Source organism: Ectothiorhodospira shaposhnikovii (assembly GCF_022227765.1).
GTDB lineage: Bacteria > Pseudomonadota > Gammaproteobacteria > Ectothiorhodospirales > Ectothiorhodospiraceae > Ectothiorhodospira.
Genome location: NZ_JAJMLZ010000014.1, coordinates 1 through 19,809, shown reverse-complemented (window position 1 = coordinate 19,809; position 19,809 = coordinate 1). Strand labels below are relative to the sequence as shown.

Genomic DNA, 19,809 nt, shown 5'->3' with positions numbered 1-19,809 from the left:
CCTCACCGGCCAGGGCCGCCCGTCAGCTGCCGAACAGGATCGCATAGAACAGCGGTACCGCCAGCAGGGTCAGCAGGGATGCCAGGGCCAGGCCGAACATGATGGCGATGGCCATGGGCGCCCAGAACGGACCGGACAGGGCCAGGGGGATCATGCCCAGCACCGTGGTCAGGGCCGCCAGCATCACCGGCCGGACGCGGCTCACCGCCGCCTCCACCAGGGCCTGGCGCGCATCCTCCGCCCGCTCCATCTCCAGATCGATCTGCTCCACCATCACGATGGCATTCTTGATGATCATGCCCGACAGGCTCATCACCCCGAGCAGGGCCATGAAACCGAAGGGCTGCTGCAGCAACAACAGGCCGGCGCTGACCCCCACCACTCCCAGGGGCACGGTCAGCAGGATGATCAGGGAACGGCGATAGCTGTTGAACTGAGCCATGAGCACCAGCGCCATCAAGCCCAGCACCACCGGCACCGGCTGCAGGACACCCCGCTGGGCCTCGGCGGACTTGGCCGCCTCCCCGTCCCAGGTCAGTCGATACCCTACCGGCAATGACAGATCCTCCACCACGCGGGCCAGATCCCGCACCACCTCATGGGCGGTGACGCCGGGTACCAGATCCATCTGCAGGGTCAACGCCCGCTCCCGGTCCAGACGCCAGATCACCGCGTCTTCCCAGACCATCGAGATATCCGCCACCTGCAACAACGGCACCGGCCGGTTTCCCTGCTCCGGCCAGATCACCATGGTCTCTACCCGGGTGGGATCGGTACGCTCCTCCAGGGGGAAACGCCATACGATAGGGATGCGCTTGTCGTCTTCCAGGTAGACGCCGATGGCCTGGCCGGCAAAGGCGGTGGCCAGGGCCTCGGCCACGGCGGCACTGGTGACATTGGCTCGCCGGGCCCGTTCCTGGTCCACCTGGACCTGGATCTGCGGCGTCCTGTCCCGCCAGTTGGGGTGAACATGGGCCACCCGGGAATCGGCCCGCAGCCGGGTCGCGGCCTCTTCCGCCAGTTCCCGCAACACCACCCGGTCCGGCCCCAGGATGCGGAGCATCACCGGATAGCGCACCGGATCCCCCAGCTGCATGGGCCGCACCCGGGGTTCGGCGTCGGGGAAGCCCTCGCGCATGAAATCCAGGGTCCGGGCCATCATCGGCTCCAGATCCCCAACCTCGCGCAGATTGACCAGGATCTGGCCGAATGCGGGATTGGGACTTTCGGGCAACATGGGCAGATAGAATCGGGGGGCACCCTCGCCGATGAAGGCCGTTACCGTGTCCACTTCCTCGTGGCCTCCCAGCCAGGCCTCGATGGCCGCCATGTCGGCGGCGGTATGGGTGATACGGCTGCCCTCGGGCAACCAGTAATCCACCATGAACTGGGCCCGTTGCGCCGGCGGGAAAAAGATCTGCGGCACCAGCATGAAACCCAGCACCGCCACGATCAAAAGACCCACGAAGGCGGCCACTGCCGTGCGACGCCAGACCAGCACTGTGTGGAGCAGGCCGCGGAACCCGCCGTACAGCCGCCCCCCATAGGGGTCCTGCCCTTCGCCGCCGGCGCTCACCTTCATCCAGCGATGACACATCACCGGGGTGACCGTGATGGCCAGCACCCAGCTCAGCAGCAGACTGAAACCCACCACCCAGAACAGGGAGCGGGTGAATTCCCCGGTGGCGGTTTGGGTCAGGGCGATGGGGGAGAAGGCCAGCACCGCGATCAGGGTGGCGGAGAGCAGCGGCCAGGCAGTCTCGGCCACCGCCTCCCGCGCCGCCTCCAGACGATCCAGGCCCCGCTGCATCTTCACATAGGTGAGCTCCGCCACCACGATGGCATTGTCCACCATCATGCCCAGCACGATCACCAGCGCCCCCAGGGACACCCGGTGCAGGTCGATGCCCGTGATCCACATGGCGATGAAGGTGGCCAGGATGGTGAACGGCACCCCGGACCCCACGATCAGCCCGGTCCGCAGCCCCAGGGAAATCAGCAGCACGGCAATGACGATCACCACCGCCATGGCCAGGTTGACCATGAATTCGTTGATCGCCGTGCGCACCTCCCGGGGCTGGTCGGCGATGACGCCGAAGGCCATGCCCACCGGCAGGCCGCGGGTGATCTCGTCCAGGCGTTCGTTCACCAGACGCCCCAGGTCCACCACGTTCACCCCCGAGGTGGGCACGATGCCGATGGCCAGGGCAGGCGTCCCGTCATAACGCAGCAGGGCCTCGGGCGGATCGGCAAAGCCCCGGCGCACCTCGGCAAAATCCCGCAGATAGACCAGATTGCCGGTGACCGGGCTGCGGATGGCCAGGTCCCGGATCTGCTCCAGGGACTCGAACACCCCGCTGGCGAAGATCCGCACCTGCCGGGGCCCCAGTTCCACGAACCCGGCCGGGGCCACCACGTTCTGACGGTTCAGGGCCTGCACCACCAGATGGGGAGTCAGGCCCATCTCGGCGATCTTGTCCCGGGAGGTTTCCACGAACACCCGTTCCCCCTGGGCACCGAAGATCTCCACCTTGGCCACCCCGGGCACCCGCAACAACTCACGGCGCACGGTATCGGTGATGCGGTCCAGATCGTCGTACCCGTACCCCTCCCCGGTGAGCGACAGCAGCATGGCAAATACATCCCCATACTCGTCATCCACAAAGGGGCCGACGACGCCATCCGGCAAGCTCAGCGCCGCCTCGTTGACCTTGTGGCGCAACTCATCCCAGATCTGGCGCAACTGGTCGGGGCCATGGCGCTCCTGGATGTCCACAAAGATCACCGACACCCCGTCCCGGCTGTAGGACTCCACCTGATCCAGCGACCCCATCTGCTGGATCTTGAGTTCGATGCGCTCGGTCACCTCCTGTTCCACCCGCACCGCCCGGGCACCGGGATATTCGGTGTAGACCACCGCGGTGCGCACCGTGAACTCGGGGTCTTCCAGCTGCCCCAATTGGGTATAGGCAACGATGCCGATCAGCACCAGCAGCGCCACCACGAACCCCACGAAACGGCCATTGCCGATGGCCCAGACAGCGGCGTTCATCGGCGCGCCCCCCGGATGTCATCCTCGGTCAACAACCGCACCCGCTGACCTTCCTCCAGATGCTGTACGCCGGCCACCACCACCCGCTGACCGGGCTGCAGATCCCCCCGGACGCGCATGCCTTCACGCTCCAGGGGACCCAGGCTCACCGGAACCCGGTGCACCCTTTCATCCGCCTCGTCCAGGCGCCACACATGGGGATCGCCCCGGTATTCCGTCACGGCCGTCAGCGGCACCAGAAAATAGTCGGCAAGGTGTGCTTCCGGCATCGCCGCGCGAAAATCCACCCGGGCGGTCATGCCCGGCAGGATGCGACGATCCGGATTCTGCACGGCGATGCGCACCGGATAGGTCTGGGTATCCTCATCCACGTCCACCCCGATGGCCCTGACGTGGCCGGCATAGTCGCGGCCCAGGGCGGCAAAATGCACATCCACCGCCGTCAGGCGCTCACGGTGCACCACCAGTGTCTCCGGCATGCCCACCCGCAGCTCGATCACGTCCAGTCGATCCAGCACGAAGACCACCCGCTGGGGGCTCACCTGCTCGAAGGGTTCGACGGCACGCACCGCCACATGGGCATTGAAGGGTGCCCGCAGCACGGTGTCCTCCAGCGCCGCCCGGGCCGTGGCCAGCCCTTCGGCAAGGGCATCCCGCTGCCCCCGGGCCTGTTGAAAACCGGCCTGAAGACGGTCGAAATCGGCACGGCTGATGGTGCCGTCGGCCACCAGGGTGCGGCCCCGCTCAAAATTCGCCCGGGCCTCCGTCAGTTTGCCTTCGGCGGCCGCCAGCTGCCCTTCCAGTTCACGCACCTTGAGCCGGTAATCCCGGTCATCCAGTCGTGCCAGCTCGGTGCCGGCGGACACGTAATCCCCCAGATCCGCGCGCACCGAGACCACTTGGCCGGACACCCGGAAGGCCAGGCCGGTCCGTTCCGCCGCCTCGGCCCGGGCGCTGAAACTGCGTGCCGCCAATCCCGTCGGGCTTTCCAGCTCGACCGCCATCACCGGGCGCACCCGGGGTTCAGGTTCCGGTTCCGGCGGGCCACCGCAGGCACCCAGCAAGACGGCAAGCAGGGGAAACACGAAAGGAAACCAGGGTCGGCGGGGGGCAAGAGGAGGCATCCGTTCTTTCCTTTGGCGAGGACGGGTGAGGGTCAGACAGGGTATGGGTGCCAGCATAGCAGGGATGAGGCAGCCTTCGGACACGGGAGGGTGGGGCGGGCAAGATCCGAATTGCCGGTTATCAATGACAAGGGGCCGGCTGACGAATTAGCATTCGCTGATGAACGACTCAGGCTCCTGGACACTCTGGCTACTCGTACCCATGGCGTTGGTCGCGGGTATCGGCATCACCCTCTGGGCCACCACCCCGGAACTGACTCTGCCCGAGCGTGCCATCATCGTGCATGTACAGAACCGCACCGGCGAGACCATCCCCACGGTGGAGATCGGTTATGCCAACGTGGACACCGAACAACACACCACCCTGCTGCAGCTGCGAGCCGGCGAGACCCGCACCATCACCCTCAATCATGAACCGGGCCTGGGCTACAACATCGAAGCCCACCTGGCCGATGGCAGGGTGCTGGATATCTGCGGCGGGAGGCACCCAGAAAGCCGGGTGATGCGGGAAGTCATTACCCGGGACTCCATCCTATCGGGCATCGGCCAACCCTGACCGACTCAGGTATCAGCGCGCGGATTCACCAGGATTCGGCCCCAGGTCCTGCCCGCCAGCATGCGGCGGCTGAACTCGGGCAACTGCGACAGAGTAGCCTCCTCGCTCAGGATGGAGTCCAGATGAGGAATCGCCCAGTCACTGCCCAGCCGCTCCCACAAGGGGCCTCGCATGGGCAGGGGGCAGTTGGCGGACGTCACCCCCAGCAGTGACACCCCCCGCAGGATGAAAGGCATGACCGTGGTCCGCAGATCCGCCCCACCGGCCAGACCCACCACCACGATGTTGCCCCAGTCATCCACGGTCCGGGCCAGCCAGCCCAGGACTTCCCCCCCCAGCACATCCACGGCACCGCCCCAGCGGGCCGTCTCCAGCGGGCGAAAGCCCATGGACAGACCATGTCGGTCCAGTACCTCGGACGCCCCCAGCGACCTGAGCCAGGGAGCCATCTCCGGTTTCCCGGTGAGGCCCACCACCTCGTAGCCCTGGGCGGCCAGCAGACTGATGGTCAGGGCGCCGACCCCACCGCTGGCGCCGGTGACCAGGATCGGCCCCATCTCCGGAAGCTGTTGATTTTCTTGAAAACGCTTGAGAATCAGGGCGGTGGTCAGCCCCGCCGTGCCCAGGATCATGGCCTGGCGGCAATCCATTCCGGCAGGCAGGGGCACCACCCAGTCGGCGGGCACCCGGATGCGACCGGCGAACCCCCCGTGGTGATACTCCCCCAGGCCCGCCCCGGTGACCAGCACCGGATCACCGGGCTTGAAGCGGGTGTCCGAAGAGGCGATCACTTCACCGGCCGCATCGATGCCGCCCACAATGGGAGAACGACGCAACACCCGACCGCTGCCGGTAATGCCCAGGGCGTCCTTGTAATTGAGCGAGGAATAATGAACCGCCACCTCCACGTCCCCGGGCATGAGATCGGCCTCATCCATGCGGATGAAATCGACGCGCTCAGACCCTTGAACCTGGTCGCGTATCAGCAGGGCCGGGAAGGTGGCGTCCATGGGACCTCAGAAGTTGTAGCGCATGGCGGCAGCCAGGATGTGGACGTGACCGCGGGTGGTGCCGGAGATATCAATACTGGTATCCAGCGGGAAGGGGGGAGGCGAAGCTCCCTCCGGCGTCTCATAGAACACTCGACTCAACTCCAGAGACTCCTTGCTGATATCGATATAGGTATAGGCCAGGTCAAAGCCCCAGTGGGGTCCTTGCTGGTAACTGGCACCGAAGGAGAACCAGGTCCGGTCACCGTCGGGCGTGCGGGTCGAACGATAGCCGTCCTGGGTGGGCGTGCGGTCATACTGGATACCTCCGCGCAGGATCCAACGCTCATCCAGACGATACTCGGCACCCACTGCCAGGGCCCAGGAGTTCTTATAGTTCTGTTCAGTGACATTGTCTTCTGTACCATCACTGAAACGCACGCGGATCTCGTCAAAGTTCGACCAGTTGAACCAGCTGTATTGTGCCAACAAGGTCCAGCGATCATTCAATCGGTGCATGCCCCCTACACTGAGGATATCCGGCAAGTGCAGGGTTGCCTTTCCGCTTTGTGTCCGCTCAGTACCGCCAAGACCTGGGGGCAGAATGGTTCTGGCCTCCCCATCAAGGGTGTGCTTGATGCCTTGTCGATAATGGATGCCAAGGCGAGTATCCGAAGTGGCCTGAAAAATCATCCCCAGATTGAAGCCATAGTCCCAACTGTCCGCATCCAGTCGTACCTCGCCGCCATCGCCCGCCGGAGTAGGACCGCCCGGAGCCACCGGGTCCGGCAAGGCATTCTCCAGGACGGCATCCGCATACTGGATGTCCAGGCCGAAACCCACGGAAAACCGCTCATTGACCTGGTAGGCAATGGAAGGCTGGAAGTTGATGACCTTCAGCTCCGTCTCCGTGGAATCGTAGCGGGCAAAAAAATCCTTGTCGTAGGAGTTGGCCAGGCCGAAAGGGGCAGTAATCCCGAAGCCATACCAGAGCTGATCATTGAACGGCCTGGCATAGAAGAAGTTCGGCACCGGTGTGGGATCGTAGGGGTTGCCACCATTGCCGCCTTCATAAGCACCTGTATAGGTCGGTGTCGATGCCGTCGAACCATCATTGCGAACATCCGCCTTCGGCACCAGCAGATGCACCGCAACCTGGACCTCCGGCCCCGACAGATACGTCATCCCCGCGGGATTGAAGAAGATGGTACTGGCATCGGAGGCAATGGCGGCATCCCCCGCAAAGGCCCGCCCCAGGCCGCTGACACTTTGCTCCTGAATGTAGAATCCGGCCGCCTTGACCGGCTCGGACCACATGGCGCCACCCGCCAGCGCCAGTGACACGGCCGCCCCCAGTGAAAGGCCGTTGCGAATACGAACTGCCTGCATCGTCATCCCCTGCATCCCCTCTATTTTTAGTGTCGTTGATATTAAGTCATGACTGGATTCCCGCTTTCGCGGGAATGACAACCCAGTGACAAATCCAGTGACAAACCCAGCAACAGACTCAGTGCATCGCTTTGAGGAAGTCCTCTCCCCTTCCCGCCAATCGCGTCAATCGCACCGCCGAATCACTCCGGCACAAGTCTCAGCGATTGTTGTGCGCCTCGTACATCTGCTCGATCTCCCGCTGGAACTGGGCCATGATCAGGTTACGCTTCATCTTCATGGTGGGCGTGAGCAAGCCGCCGTCCACTTCCCATGGCTCCAGGGAGGCGGTCAGACGCCGCACCTGGGCATAGCCGTGGAACTCCTTGAGCTGAACACCCACCCGCTCCAGCAAGGCCTTTTCCACCTTGCGGCTGCGCAGGACCTCGGCATCCCGGGGATCCACCTCCAGCGTCTTGGCCAGTTTCTCCCATTCTTCGGGGTTGAGCACCACCAAGGCGCTCAGATAGGCCTTGCCCTCCCCCAGCACCAGGGCCTGTTCGAACACGGGGTCCAGGGTGATGGCCATTTCCATGTCGGCGGGCGGCACCTTTTCCCCGTTGCCCAGCACCAGGATTTCCTTGATGCGGCCGATGATGAAGATATGGCCCTGCTCGTCGAACCGGGCCTTGTCGCCGCTGTGCAGCCAGCCGTCGGCGTCGATGGTTTCCCGGGTGGCCTCCTCGTTGTTCCAGTAACCCTGCATCACCGAAGGGCCACGCACCAGCAGCTCGTCATCATCACCGATCTTCACCTCCACCCCCGGCAGGGGCGCGCCCACGCTGGCGGGGAGGTTGTCGTCGCATGGGCGAGTTCGAGGCGCTGTGCTGGGGCGCGCCCACGCTGGCGGGGAGGTTGTCATCGGGACGGTTCACGCTCACCACGGGACTGGCCTCGGTCATGCCGAAGCCGTGGAACACCGGCAGCCCCAGACCGATGAAGAAACGGGCAATGGGCGGCGGCAGCGGCGCGCCGCCGCAGACCGCATAGCGCAGGCGCCCTCCCAGACGGGAAGTCACCTTGTCGGCCACGATCTTCTTCAGGACCGGCCACAGCAGGAGACCGGGATGCCAGCCAGCCCGGCCCTGCTGATGCTCGAACCGGCGCCAGCCGATATTCACCGTGGTCAGAAACAGCTTGCGCGCCAGGGGAGACTTTTCCTCCAGTCCGGCGTTGATGCGGCCGTAGATGCGCTCATAGATGCGCGGCACGGAAATCATCACCGTGGGACGCAGGGTGAGCAGATCCTCCGCCAGCCCCTGAATGGAGCGGGCGTAGGCCACCTGGGCGCCCACCATCATGGGCATGTAGCAACCAGCGGTGCGTTCCAGAGTATGGGAGAGGGGCAGGAAGGAGAGGAACAGGTCATCCGCGCCCATGGGCGCGCACTGCTGGGAGGCATGGGCATTGGAGAGGATATTGTGATGGGAAAGCATCACACCCTTGGAACGTCCGGTGGTGCCGGAGGTATAGACAATAGTAGCCAGGCCGTGGGGGTCCGCCTCGTGGGTGATCAGTTCCCCTTCCAGTCCCCGGGTCCAGTCATCCAGGGAAACCAGGCGCTCTTCTTCGGAGAAATCCCCCTTGGGAATGGCCTCCACCGAGACGATGCGCTGTACCGTCTCCAGACGGTCCCGCACCTCCTGCAGCCGTCGCCACTGGGCCTTGCCTCCCAGGAGCAGCATCCGGGCACCGGCGTCCTGAAGGATATAGGCGATGTTGTCGGGCCGATCATCGGTATAGAGCGGGACGGTGATCAGACCCAACCCCATCGAAGCCTGGTCGAAAATGACCCATTCCCGGCAGTTGCGCAGCATGACCGCGACCCGGTCGCCGGGCTTGAATCCCTCCTTGAGCAGCGCCGCCTGCCAGCGAGCCACTTCCTGCGCCATTTCCTTCCAGGTTCGGGTCTGCCAACTGGAAGAGGCGGTGTCGAACTGACGAAAGGCCACCGCCTCCGGCGTTCTCTTGACTCGCTCCCTGAACAGACCCGCCAGGCTGCCCGCGGCTTCCGGCGAGATAACGTCGTTGAGCTCGTGCATGTTCTACTCCTCTTGCAGGGGTCTGACGCCCCATGTTTATTCAGCGTTCATGGACGCAATGCCGGGCGCGGCCCCGGAGGAGCAGGATCCCGGATCTTTTGAAAGTGAATATAACGTGATTAAACCCTCTCGGCCCAGTTGCCGGATTGAAATTCCATGACAGGGCGCACAGCCGTTACGGATTTACCGTTCCATCACCTCAGAGCAACCGGGCCACCCACAGCCGCGCGCGCAGCCCCCAGCCGGTGGTGAATCCCCGCTCCCGGAACCGGACATTACCCTCGGCATCCAGCACAAAGCTGGCCGGCACGGCCCCCACGCCGAAGCGGGCCGCCAGGGCGCCGTCCTCATCGGCGATCACCGCCTGGGTATAGCCATGCTCCGCCATGTAGGCCGCCAGCGTGTCGGCGTCGCCGGACTGCATGGCCACGGTCAGTACCGGCCAGGACCGGCTGATGGACTCGATGCTGCCCTGCTCCAGACGACAGATCCCGCACCAGGTAGCCCAGAAATGCACCAGCACCGGCGCGCCCTGGTAGTCCGCCAGGCTCACCGGAGTGCCGTCCAGCAGCCGGGCCTGAAAATCAGGCGCCTCGCCGCTGATCATGTCCCGCTGCAGCCAGGCCTTCAGGGCCAGAAAGATCAGCAGCACGATCAGCAGTTCGATGGCCAGTCGCCGCCAGCGACGCGCCCTGGAAGGAGAAGCCTCGGGCTTATTCATCAGCACAAACCTCTGTCTGCATTTGAAAATCCAGGACAGCAACCCACTGTTCCACCAGACAGGGCCGCTGAACGGGCATAATATCTTCCGGTCCAAATACAATGACCGGGAACAGGCACGCCCGATTTCCGCACCCGAATCGACGCTTCGTGCGTCCAGTCGGGCCAGGATCGATTAAGATCAAGTCAGTTAACACCCTGCATGTCCAAGGGGACCCAAGATTCATGACCGCAGTCACCGCACAACCCCTCCGCCACTTTCAGGTACCCGAAACCGCCTGGGTGGAGAGTCACATGCCCCGCTTCACCGGCGCCGAGCGCGACGCGGTGATCGAGCGGATCAAGACCCTGCTCAAGGAACGGGATGCCGTGCTGGTCGCCCACTACTATGTCCATGAAGACCTGCAGCGGATCGCCGAGGAAACCGGCGGCTGCGTCTCCGACTCCCTGGACATGGCCCGCTTCGGCCAGGAACACCCGGCCTCCACCCTGGTGGTGGCGGGGGTCCGCTTCATGGGCGAGACCGCCAAGATCCTCAGCCCCGAAAAGACCGTGCTCATGCCCACCCTGGAAGCGGAATGCTCCCTGGACCTGGGCTGCCCGGCGGATGCGTTTGAGGCCTTCTGCGACGCCCACCCCGACCGTACCGTGGTGGTCTACTCCAACACCTCCGCCCGGGTGAAGGCACGCGCCGACTACGTGGTCACCTCCAGCATCGCCGTGAAGCTGGTGGAACACCTCAAGGCCCAGGGCAAGAAGATCCTGTGGGCGCCGGATCGGCACCTGGGACACCACATCCGTGAAACCACCGGCGCCGACATGGTGCTGTGGGATGCCACCTGCGTGGTCCACGACGAATTCCGCACCCGCGGCCTGGACGACCTCAAGAAGGCCCACCCGGAAGCCGCCGTGCTGGTCCATCCGGAATCCCCCGCCGGGGTCATCGCCCAGGCCGACGCCGTGGGCTCCACCTCCCAGCTGATCAAGGCGGCCCGGGAACTGCCCCACCCCACCCTGATCGTCGCCACCGACAGCGGCATCTTCTACAAGATGCGCCAGGCGGCCCCCCACAAGACCTTCATCGAAGCCCCCACCGGCGGCCACAGCGCCACCTGCCGTAGCTGTGCCCACTGCCCCTGGATGGCCATGAACGGCCTGCACAACCTGCTCCAGGTACTGGAACAAGGCGGCAATGAAGTCCAGGTGGACGAGTCCGTGCGCGAGGGCGCCCTGCGCTCCACCCAACGCATGCTGGACTTCGCCCGGCAACTGCAGACCCCCGTCCTGGGACGCGGGGACGCCTAGGCGTCCCCGTCCCGCACGCGGCCCACGCCATGATCCCTCCGGCAACGCGTCAACCCGCCATCCCCATGGAGGTGTTCAGGAAGCTGGTGACCTCGCTCTCGCCGGAGGAACTGGCCCGCCTGCCCCCGGAAAAGCTACCCGAAAACATCCCCCTGGATCTGGTGGAAGAGGCCCCGCTCTACTCCCGGCGCGCCCTGGAAAGCCTCATCCTGGCGGCCAACGCCCATCACCTGGAACGTCGCCTGGACTTGCAGGCGCGTTACGGCGACGAAGTGATGGCCGCCCTGGACAAATCCAGGCTGACGGGAAATACCGCCAACGTGAAGATCTTCCACTACAAACTGGAAGATCTGGAACGCCTGCATGGCCGCTGGCAGGCCGATCAGGAACCGATCCTGCTGGATCGGCTGGGTCATGCCATCCGCGCGCTGAACGCCCTGTTGCTGGACGTGCGGGCGGAAAACAGCGATGCCAGCATGGCCGCCCAGCTCCTTCGACACCAGTCCGCCGACGGAGAACACGCGGAAACGATCCGGCAGGCGATCGTCAAGCTCCATCAGCATAGTGAGCGCATCGAAAACCTGCTCAGCCGCTACTTTCGTGTGCGGCTGGACATCGTGCAGCACGAGATGCACGACAAGCTCCAGCAAGTCAGCCGACTGGACCATCAGGCCGAGACACTCCGACAACAGATCGAACACCTGCGCACGGAGCTGGAACAGACCCAGACCCTGTGGCGTCGCACGGTCAAGAAAAACCAGACCAATCATCAGGCCGAACACCTGCAGTCCCGCATCAGCGCCCTGGTGGCGGAACAACGCGCCCGCGAGGTGAGCATTTCCGAAAACCAGCTGACCCTGTGGCTGGATGCCCTGGTGGACGCCGCCCTGCACCCGCGAACCCGAAACAACCTGCCCATCGGCCAGTCCGACGCCCGCATGGCCCTCTACGCCCTGCTCAACCGCTACTGCCAGCAGCAGGAATCGTCCGCCATGCAGATCGCCCGCAACCCGTTCCTGCAGGTCGATCCGGCCCAGGCGATCCGCTTCATGCTCCTGTCGGAGCAGTTCATCCTCGATTACTTCAGCAAGAAACGAAACGAGACCACCGCCTGGATCAGCGACGTGGCCCAGGTACGCAGCGAAGACCTGGACGGACTGGAACGGATGATTCTCGGCGAACTCAAGAAATCCAGCCGGTTCCGGCGCCGGGGCGGCTGAAGCCCTCGGTTCGGCCCAGTTAAAAACCGACCAGTCGGTTTTTAACGTGATACAGATCAAGACCCGTAGGCAACGCAGCGTGCCACACTGGCCACAGCATCCCCTGCAACGCCACACAGGTCTGCATCATGCGCCCCCCACTCAAGACACTGAGCATTGTCGCCACCCTGCTGGTGGTTGCCGCCGGCACGTTCTACGCCTGGATGCAGTTTCAGGACGGCGCCACCCACCCGGGTCTTGCCTCGGGTAACGGCCGCATCGAGGCCACCGAAATCGACGTGGCCACCAAGCTGCCGGGACGGGTGGCGGAGATCTTCGTGGACGAAGGGGATTTCGTCACCACCGGACAGGTCCTGGCGCAGATGGACACCCGCTCCCTGGAGGCCCAACTGGCCGAGGCCCGCGCCCAGCACCAGCAGGCCCTCACCACGGTGCTCAGCGCCAGGGCCCAGGTGGCCCTGCGCCGCAGCGACCTGGCCGCCGCCCAGGCCCTGGTGGTGCAGCGGGAAAGCGAGTTGGACGCCGCCCAGCGCCGGCTGGTCCGTTCGGAGAGCCTGTCCCAGCGGGGCGCCATCTCCGAACAGATCCTGGATGACGACCGCGCACGCACCCAGAGCACCCGCGCGGCGGTGGATGCGGCCAAGGCCCAGGCGGAAGCCGTACGCGCCGCCATCGCCGCCGCCGAGGCCCAGGTCACCGGCGCCGAGTCCGGCGTGACCGCCGCCGCCGCCACCATCACCCGCATCGAGGCAGACATTCTGGACAGTCGGCTCACCGCCCCCCGGGACGCCCGGGTACAGTTCCGGGTGGCCCAGCCGGGCGAGGTGCTGGGAGCCGGCGGCCGCGTGCTCAACCTGGTGGACCTGAGCGACGTATACATGACCTTCTTCCTGCCCACCGAGCAGGCCGGCCGGGTGGCCCTGGGCAGCGAGGCCCGCATCATTCTGGACGCCGCCCCCCAATATGTGATTCCCGCCCACATCTCCTTCGTGGCCAGCACCGCCCAGTTCACCCCCAAGACCGTGGAAACCGCCTCCGAACGCCAGAAACTCATGTTCCGGGTCCGGGCCCAGATCGACCGGGAACTGCTGCAACAGCACCTCACCCAGGTGAAGACCGGCCTGCCCGGCGTGGTCTGGGTGAAACTGGACCCGCAAACCTCCTGGCCTGACGCACTCGCTGCCCGGGTACCCCGCGGATGAACGCCGCCCCCGTGGTCGCCCGACTGCAAGGGGTGGGACTGCGCTACGGCCCGGTCATCGCCCTGCGGGACATCCACCTGGAGATCCCCACCGGCCGCATGGTGGGCCTGATCGGGCCGGACGGGGTGGGCAAATCCAGCCTGCTGGCCCTGCTGGCCGGCGCCCGGGCCATGCAGACAGGACAGATCACGGTCCTGGACGGCGACATGGCCGACCGCCGTCACCGGGAGGCGGTCTGCCCCCGCATCGCCTACATGCCCCAGGGACTGGGGCGCAACCTCTACCCCACCCTGTCGGTGGAAGAAAACCTGCAGTTCTTCGCCCGCCTGTTCGGCCACGACGCCCCCGAACGCCGCCGCCGCATCGACGACCTCACCGGCAGCACCGGCCTGCAGCCCTTCCTGAGCCGCCCGGCGGGCAAGCTCTCCGGCGGCATGAAACAGAAACTGGGCCTGTGCTGCGCCCTGATCCACGATCCCGACCTGCTGATCCTGGACGAGCCCACCACCGGCGTCGATCCCCTGGCCCGCGCCCAGTTCTGGGACCTGATCACCCGCATCCGCAAGGATCGCCCGCAGATGAGCGTGCTGGTGGCCACCGCCTACATGGACGAAGCCCAGCGTTTCGACTGGCTGGTGGCCATGGACGAGGGCCGGGTTCTAGCCACGGATACCCCGGCGGCCCTGCTGGCCAACACCGGCAGCCGGCACCTGGAAGAGGCCTTCATCAAGCTGTTGCCGGAGGAAAAGACACGGGGCCACGAACCGGTACGCATCCCGCCCCTGGAGGATGGCGAGGCCCGCGACGTGGCCATCGAGGCCCGGGACCTGACCATGCGCTTTGGTGATTTCGTCGCGGTGAACCGGGTGAGCCTGCGCATCCGCCGGGGGGAGATCTTCGGCTTTCTGGGCTCCAACGGCTGCGGCAAGACCACCACCATGAAAATGCTCACCGGTCTGCTCCCCCCCAGCGAGGGTCAGGCCTGGCTATTCGGGCACGAGGTGGACCCGCGGGACATCGACACCCGCCGCCGGGTGGGCTACATGTCCCAGGCCTTCTCCCTGTATGGGGAACTGACGGTGCAGCAGAACCTGGTGCTGCACGCCCGTCTGTTCCAGGTGCCCGAGACGGAGATACCGGCCCGGGTGGACGAGATGGTCCAGCGCTTTGACCTGGAAGACGTGCGCAACAGCCTGCCCGATAGACTGCCCCTGGGGATGCGCCAGCGGCTTTCCCTGGCGGTGGCCATGGTCCATCGCCCCGAACTGCTGATCCTGGACGAACCCACCTCCGGGGTGGACCCCGTCGCCCGGGACAACTTCTGGCGCCTGCTCATCGACCTGTCCCGGCGAGACAGGGTGACCATCTTCATCTCCACCCACTTCATGAACGAGGCCGAACGCTGCGACCGCATGTCCATGATGCACGCCGGCCAGGTGCTGGACAGCGATGTCCCCGCCAGACTGGTGGAAAAACGCGGTGCCGACAGCCTGGAACAGGCCTTCATCGACTACCTGATCGAGGCCGGCGCGGGCACCGATCAGGCCGCGGCGGACGACGGCCACAAACCCCAGGCCACGCCCCGGACGCCCCCTGTCCCCACCCGCGGTCACAGCCGTAGCCCCCGGTTCAGCCCGCAACGGCTACTCAGCTACCTGTGGCGGGAGACCCTGGAACTGCGCCGCGATCCGGTCCGCGCCTCCCTGGCCCTGCTGGGTTCGCTGATCCTCATGGTGATCATGGGGTTCGGCATCAGCCTGGACGTGGAAGACCTGCAGTACGCCGTCCTCGACCATGATCAGAGCACCCTCAGCCAGCACTACACCCTGAGCCTGGCGGGTTCCCGCTACTTCAACGAACGGCCCCCGATCCGGGACTACGCCGACCTGGACCGGCGCATGGTCAACGGCGAACTGACCTTGGCCATCGAAATTCCGCCCGGCTTCGGGCGTGACCTGCTGCGGGGTCATCCGGTGGAGATCGGCATGTGGATCGACGGCGCCATGCCGCGACGGGCGGAGACCGTCCGCGGCTACGTCCAGGGCATCCACCGGCAATGGTTGCTGGAACAGCAGGCCCTGCGCCTGGGCACCGCCGCGGCCACCCCCGTCGCCGGGATCGAAACCCGCTTCCGCTACAACCCGGACGTGCGCAGTCTGCCCGCCATGGTGCCGGCGGTCATCCCCCTGCTGCTGCTCATGCTGCCGGCCATGCTCACCGCCCTGTCGGTGGTGCGGGAAAAGGAAATGGGCTCCATCACCAACCTCTACGTCACCCCGGTCACCCGCGTCGAATTCCTGCTGGGCAAGCAGATCCCCTATGTGGCCCTGGCCATGATCAATTTCCTGCTCATGGCCCTGCTGGCGGTGACCCTGTTCGGCGTGCCCGTCACCGGCAGTTTCCCCACCCTGCTGCTGGCGGTGCTCATCTTCAGCATCATCTCCACCGGCATGGGCCTGCTGGCCTCCACCGTCACCCGCAGCCAGGTGGCCGCCATGTTCCTGGCCATGATCGGCACCCTGATCCCCGCCATCCAGTTTGCCGGCATGATCCACCCGGTGAGTTCCCTGGAAGGCGCCGGCCGCCTCGTCGGCGAGATCTACCCGGCTACCCACATGCTCCTCATCACCCGGGGCGTTTTCAGCAAGGGGCTGGGCCTGAGCGACCTGTACACCATCTTCTGGCCCATGCTACTGGCGGTGCCGGTGATCATGGGGCTGTCCATCCTGCTGCTGAAAAAGCAGGAGCGCTGACCATGCGCCGCCTCATGAACATCCATCGCCTGGGCGTCAAGGAACTGTGGAGCCTCCTGCGGGACCCGATCATGCTGGTCCTGATCCTCTACACCGTCACCATCTCGGTGTACACCGCCGCCACCGCCCTCCCCTCCGGCATCAACATGGCCGCCATCGCCATCGTCGACGAGGACCAGTCCCCCCTGTCCGCCCGCATCACCTCGGCCTTCTATCCCCCCATGTTCGAGCGGCCGGCACTGATTACCTGGGCCGAGATGGACCCGGGCCTGGACGCCGGACGCTACACCTTCGTGCTCAACATCCCGCCCAACTTCCAGCGGGACGTGCTGGCCGGACGCTCGCCGGACATCCAGCTCAACGTGGACGCCACCCGCATGAGCCAGGCGTTCATCGGCAACACCTACATTCAGCAGATTGTCATGGCGGAGGTGCAGGAATTCGTGCAGCGCTACCGTGACGCCACGGGGCCGCCGGTGGATCTGGCACTGCGCGCCCGCTTCAACCCCGGCCTTGACGAGGTCTGGTTCGGCGCCCTGATGCAGATCATCAACAACGTCACCTTGCTCTCCATCATCCTCACCGGCGCCGCCCTGATCCGGGAGCGGGAGCACGGCACGGTGGAACACCTGCTGGTGATGCCGGTCACCCCCGGTGAAATCATGCTGGCCAAGATCTGGTCCATGGGCCTGGTGGTCCTGCTGGCCGCCACGGCGTCCCTGTTCCTGGTGGTGCGGGGCCTGCTGGGCGTGCCCATCCAGGGCTCGGTATCCCTGTTCCTGCTGGGCGCCGCCCTGCACCTGTTCGCCACCACCTCCATGGGCATCTTCATGGCCACCCTGGCCCGCAACATGCCCCAGTTCGGGATGCTGATGGTACTGGTGCTGCTGCCCCTGCAGATGCTCTCCGGCGGCATCACGCCACGGGAAAGCATGCCCGAGTTGGTGCAACAGGTGATGCTGGTGGCCCCCACCACCCACTTCGTGGAACTGGGCCAGGCCATCCTCTACCGGGGCGCCGGCCTGGACGTGATCTGGCCCCAGTGCCTGTTCCTGCTCCTGATCGGTACGGTACTCTTCAGCGTTTCCCTGGCCCGCTTCCGCAAGACCCTGGGACGCATGGCCTGAAGAACGCGCGCCCCCCATATCGGCAACCGGAACGTCATCATGTCCAGCACCGTCGCCCCCCGGCCTCCCGCCAGACGCCGCCGCCTCGCCGCCGAAGAACGCATGCGGCAGATCATCGAGGCAGCCCTGATCGAGTTTTCGGAGAAAGGCTTCACCGCCACCCGGATGGATGACATCGCCGCCCGGGCCGGCCTGTCCAAGGGCGGCCTCTACGCCCACTTCAAGAGCAAGGACCAGATTTTCGAGACCCTGCTGTTCAAGGTGCTCAGCCCCAGTTTCAACAACCGCAAATGGATGCTGGACGATGGCGACACCCTGGCGGAGGTGGTGGACGCCTTCATTGCACACACCTACGACCGGGTTACCGACCCGGATTTCATCGCCGCCCTGCGCCTGCTGATCACCGAGAGCCACCGCGCCCCCCACCTGGTGGACTACTGGCGCCGCGAGGTGCTGGACACCTATCTGAAGGAACAGCAGACCATGCTGGAGCACTGCCGCGCCCGGGGCCTCGTACGCCACAGCCCCCTCACCCAACAGGCGGAACTACTCATGGCCCCGGCCCTGTACGCCGCCATCACGCGGATGATCTTTGGAGAAGAAGCCACCCAGGCCAGCCTGAAAGACCTCAGACGCGCCCATGCACAACTGCTGATGGAATTGCTGGAGCCGGTGGAGGCGTGAAAATCGCCGCAGGATGAACTAGCCTTGGTGGCAGTGTGGATTTTCGGCAAGGAGCCGGAGACATGGAGATCAACAGGGCCGGTGCAATACCAGCCAACTGTGTACTGACGCATCTTCCCGCCACCCACCCCGGGTGGCGATGGAACCGTGCCGGCGAAGCGGGTGGGCTTCGGCGGTGGGTTTTTTCTTTGGGTTTCCTTTCATTGAGTCATGAATTTACCGGCGGGGCTGGCTGGGGCCAGGGGGTTTCTGCTGCCCGGATGGGGGTGGCAGATGGCGAGGATTGATTCTGTATATCACCGATATGGAAGAGTCTGTCTTTCCTGGGAAAGGCCGACTCTGTCTAATCTCAGTTACATTCTGAAAGGAGTAAGCAGTGTCGTTCTTTAGGAATCGAAAACTTAGAAAAGTCGCTGAAGAAAACGGAATCAACTTCGATGGTCACATGGGGCTATCCATCAACGGCAAGCTTGTCAGCGAGTTTGGCTATTTGCTCAGGTATTACACTGATGGCAATCTGGATTCATTTTCTGACAGGTCTAAACTTTATGCTGTGAAAAGCCAGGTGATCGAGGCTGTAGACCAAGATCTAGCTGCAGAAAAAACACGAGAAGAAGAGGCTCTGGGAATATCAAGAGCCACCGCAGAAGCCAACCTAAGAAACTTAAAGGCCATAGTCACTGCATTATCAAATTACTATGAAGCAGAGATGGCTTAATGTAATCGGATAGCCGGGGGTTTTTCTCCCCCGGCCTCCACAACATCCCGCATGCGGGTCCGCACGGGGCGTTTCCTCCGGAGTTCAAAGGACCATGCAACCATGGTGACCTTCAACGCTGGTTACCCAACGAATCGCCAAGGCCGTTTCACCCGGTCGGGCGCATTACGGCCGTTGAGACACGCGGGTCTCTCTCGTTGCCGGAGGTTCGGGCCTTCACCGTGTCTCACCCATTACGGTGAGCGTTTGGCTACTATGCCGTCTGCTGACTTCTGCCTCATCACGCCAAGCGTTGCCGATTGGCGCGCTGTCCGGGTCACGGTAGGGTCCGGTGGTGATTCCAGTCCTTTCGGGCTGGCCCTCAGTCCGGCTCCCATGGCGACCACAGCCCCGGTAGGGTTCGATGGTTATTCCGGCCCTTTCGAGCCGGCCCTCAGTTCGACTCCCATAGGGACACGGACCGCAAGTGAGACAGATCTCCCCGAATAAGAACATGAACTTTCAGTGCACAACCGCCGCATTTACCCTATCCCCTGCACCTGATGGGCTTTGTCACCTTGTGCTGACTCGCCCGGGGACTGAGCCTTATATGCGATTTACTCGCCCCATCCCTGGGGCTCGCCCTTCGGGCCAGCCTGCGGCTGTTCAAAATCGCTCCCGGCGATTTTGTCTGTCCGTCGGCTCGCCCTTTGCGCTCGGGCTTCCTTCAGACATTCCCTCACGGGTTTGCCCTTGCCGTCGGCTAGTAGTTACAGTCGTCCACAGAGTGGACATCACAGGTACTCCTACAGGGGACTTTCACCCCATCAGTTCATGCCCATGTCGGGCGTACACAAAAAGCTGCGCGCGGATAAATTACTCGCTGCGCTCCTAATTTACCGGTGAGCTT

General features: G+C 64.6%; 13 protein-coding genes and 1 pseudogene. 8 read left to right on the top strand and 6 right to left on the bottom strand.

Annotated features, from left to right (window positions below; all coding sequences use genetic code 11):
* Positions 1–22: 22 nt before the first annotated feature.
* Both LQD11_RS15175 and LQD11_RS15170 read right to left on the bottom strand, forming a co-directional pair.
* Positions 23–3,052, bottom strand: coding sequence for an efflux RND transporter permease subunit (locus LQD11_RS15175; protein WP_238618308.1), 3,030 nt, complete (start codon positions 3,050–3,052; stop codon positions 23–25).
* Positions 3,049–4,176 (bottom strand): efflux RND transporter periplasmic adaptor subunit, encoded by a 1,128-nt coding sequence (locus LQD11_RS15170; RefSeq protein ID WP_238618307.1) that lies wholly within the window; start codon positions 4,174–4,176, stop codon positions 3,049–3,051. Before LQD11_RS15170 ends, LQD11_RS15175 begins: the two co-directional genes overlap by 4 nt.
* Before the next feature lie 160 nt (positions 4,177–4,336).
* On the opposite strand from LQD11_RS15170, the gene LQD11_RS15165 reads away from it, so the two are divergent.
* Positions 4,337–4,732, top strand: coding sequence for a hypothetical protein (locus LQD11_RS15165; RefSeq protein WP_141565357.1), 396 nt, complete (start codon positions 4,337–4,339; stop codon positions 4,730–4,732).
* Between the two features lie 5 nt (positions 4,733–4,737).
* Here LQD11_RS15165 and LQD11_RS15160 read toward each other — a convergent pair whose 3' ends face one another.
* The 4 genes and pseudogenes from LQD11_RS15160 to LQD11_RS15145 all read right to left on the bottom strand — a co-directional run bounded on the left by LQD11_RS15160 (position 4,738) and on the right by LQD11_RS15145 (position 9,912).
* The gene (locus tag LQD11_RS15160) at positions 4,738–5,742 is read right to left on the bottom strand and encodes a YhdH/YhfP family quinone oxidoreductase (protein ID WP_238618306.1); all 1,005 of its coding nucleotides are present in this window, start codon (positions 5,740–5,742) and stop codon (positions 4,738–4,740) included.
* Positions 5,743–5,748: 6 nt separating this feature from the next.
* Complete coding sequence (locus tag LQD11_RS15155; protein WP_238618305.1) at positions 5,749–7,116, bottom strand: OmpP1/FadL family transporter; 1,368 nt, start codon at positions 7,114–7,116, stop codon at positions 5,749–5,751.
* A 193-nt stretch (positions 7,117–7,309) separates the two neighbouring features.
* A pseudogene (locus LQD11_RS15150) lies at positions 7,310–9,191 on the bottom strand (AMP-dependent synthetase/ligase).
* A 199-nt stretch (positions 9,192–9,390) separates the two neighbouring features.
* Entirely contained in the window at positions 9,391–9,912 is a 522-nt protein-coding gene (locus LQD11_RS15145; RefSeq protein WP_238618304.1) for a protein disulfide oxidoreductase, read from the bottom strand.
* A gap of 224 nt (positions 9,913–10,136) precedes the next feature.
* Between LQD11_RS15145 and nadA the strand changes: the two genes are divergently transcribed.
* The 7 genes from nadA to LQD11_RS15110 all read left to right on the top strand — a co-directional run bounded on the left by nadA (position 10,137) and on the right by LQD11_RS15110 (position 18,920).
* Complete coding sequence (gene nadA, locus LQD11_RS15140; protein WP_238618303.1) at positions 10,137–11,216, top strand: quinolinate synthase NadA; 1,080 nt, start codon at positions 10,137–10,139, stop codon at positions 11,214–11,216.
* Positions 11,217–11,245: 29 nt separating this feature from the next.
* Positions 11,246–12,436 (top strand): hypothetical protein, encoded by a 1,191-nt coding sequence (locus LQD11_RS15135; protein ID WP_238618302.1) that lies wholly within the window; start codon positions 11,246–11,248, stop codon positions 12,434–12,436.
* 128 nt (positions 12,437–12,564) lie between these two features.
* On the top strand, positions 12,565–13,638 hold the full coding sequence (locus LQD11_RS15130; protein ID WP_238618301.1) for an HlyD family secretion protein: 1,074 nt from the start codon (positions 12,565–12,567) through the stop codon (positions 13,636–13,638).
* Complete coding sequence (gene rbbA, locus LQD11_RS15125; RefSeq protein WP_238618300.1) at positions 13,635–16,391, top strand: ribosome-associated ATPase/putative transporter RbbA; 2,757 nt, start codon at positions 13,635–13,637, stop codon at positions 16,389–16,391. Before LQD11_RS15130 ends, rbbA begins: the two co-directional genes overlap by 4 nt.
* A 2-nt stretch (positions 16,392–16,393) precedes the next feature.
* Entirely contained in the window at positions 16,394–17,518 is a 1,125-nt protein-coding gene (locus LQD11_RS15120) for an ABC transporter permease (protein ID WP_238618299.1), read from the top strand.
* A gap of 39 nt (positions 17,519–17,557) precedes the next feature.
* Positions 17,558–18,202, top strand: coding sequence for a TetR/AcrR family transcriptional regulator (locus LQD11_RS15115; protein WP_238618298.1), 645 nt, complete (start codon positions 17,558–17,560; stop codon positions 18,200–18,202).
* A gap of 376 nt (positions 18,203–18,578) precedes the next feature.
* Positions 18,579–18,920, top strand: coding sequence for a hypothetical protein (locus LQD11_RS15110; RefSeq protein WP_238618297.1), 342 nt, complete (start codon positions 18,579–18,581; stop codon positions 18,918–18,920).
* The last annotated feature ends 889 nt before the right edge of the window (positions 18,921–19,809 follow it).

What these genes read in the sequence shown, in the direction of transcription:
- LQD11_RS15175 (WP_238618308.1), bottom strand. Translation starts at nt 3,052, where the DNA reads ATGAACGCCGCTGTCTGGGCCATCGGCAATGGCCGTTTCGTGGGGTTC.
- LQD11_RS15170 (WP_238618307.1), bottom strand. Translation starts at nt 4,176, where the DNA reads ATGCCTCCTCTTGCCCCCCGCCGACCCTGGTTTCCTTTCGTGTTTCCC.
- LQD11_RS15165 (WP_141565357.1), top strand. Translation starts at nt 4,337, where the DNA reads ATGAACGACTCAGGCTCCTGGACACTCTGGCTACTCGTACCCATGGCG.
- LQD11_RS15160 (WP_238618306.1), bottom strand. Translation starts at nt 5,742, where the DNA reads ATGGACGCCACCTTCCCGGCCCTGCTGATACGCGACCAGGTTCAAGGG.
- LQD11_RS15155 (WP_238618305.1), bottom strand. Translation starts at nt 7,116, where the DNA reads ATGACGATGCAGGCAGTTCGTATTCGCAACGGCCTTTCACTGGGGGCG.
- LQD11_RS15145 (WP_238618304.1), bottom strand. Translation starts at nt 9,912, where the DNA reads ATGAATAAGCCCGAGGCTTCTCCTTCCAGGGCGCGTCGCTGGCGGCGA.
- nadA (WP_238618303.1), top strand. Translation starts at nt 10,137, where the DNA reads ATGACCGCAGTCACCGCACAACCCCTCCGCCACTTTCAGGTACCCGAA.
- LQD11_RS15135 (WP_238618302.1), top strand. Translation starts at nt 11,246, where the DNA reads ATGATCCCTCCGGCAACGCGTCAACCCGCCATCCCCATGGAGGTGTTC.
- LQD11_RS15130 (WP_238618301.1), top strand. Translation starts at nt 12,565, where the DNA reads ATGCGCCCCCCACTCAAGACACTGAGCATTGTCGCCACCCTGCTGGTG.
- rbbA (WP_238618300.1), top strand. Translation starts at nt 13,635, where the DNA reads ATGAACGCCGCCCCCGTGGTCGCCCGACTGCAAGGGGTGGGACTGCGC.
- LQD11_RS15120 (WP_238618299.1), top strand. Translation starts at nt 16,394, where the DNA reads ATGCGCCGCCTCATGAACATCCATCGCCTGGGCGTCAAGGAACTGTGG.
- LQD11_RS15115 (WP_238618298.1), top strand. Translation starts at nt 17,558, where the DNA reads ATGTCCAGCACCGTCGCCCCCCGGCCTCCCGCCAGACGCCGCCGCCTC.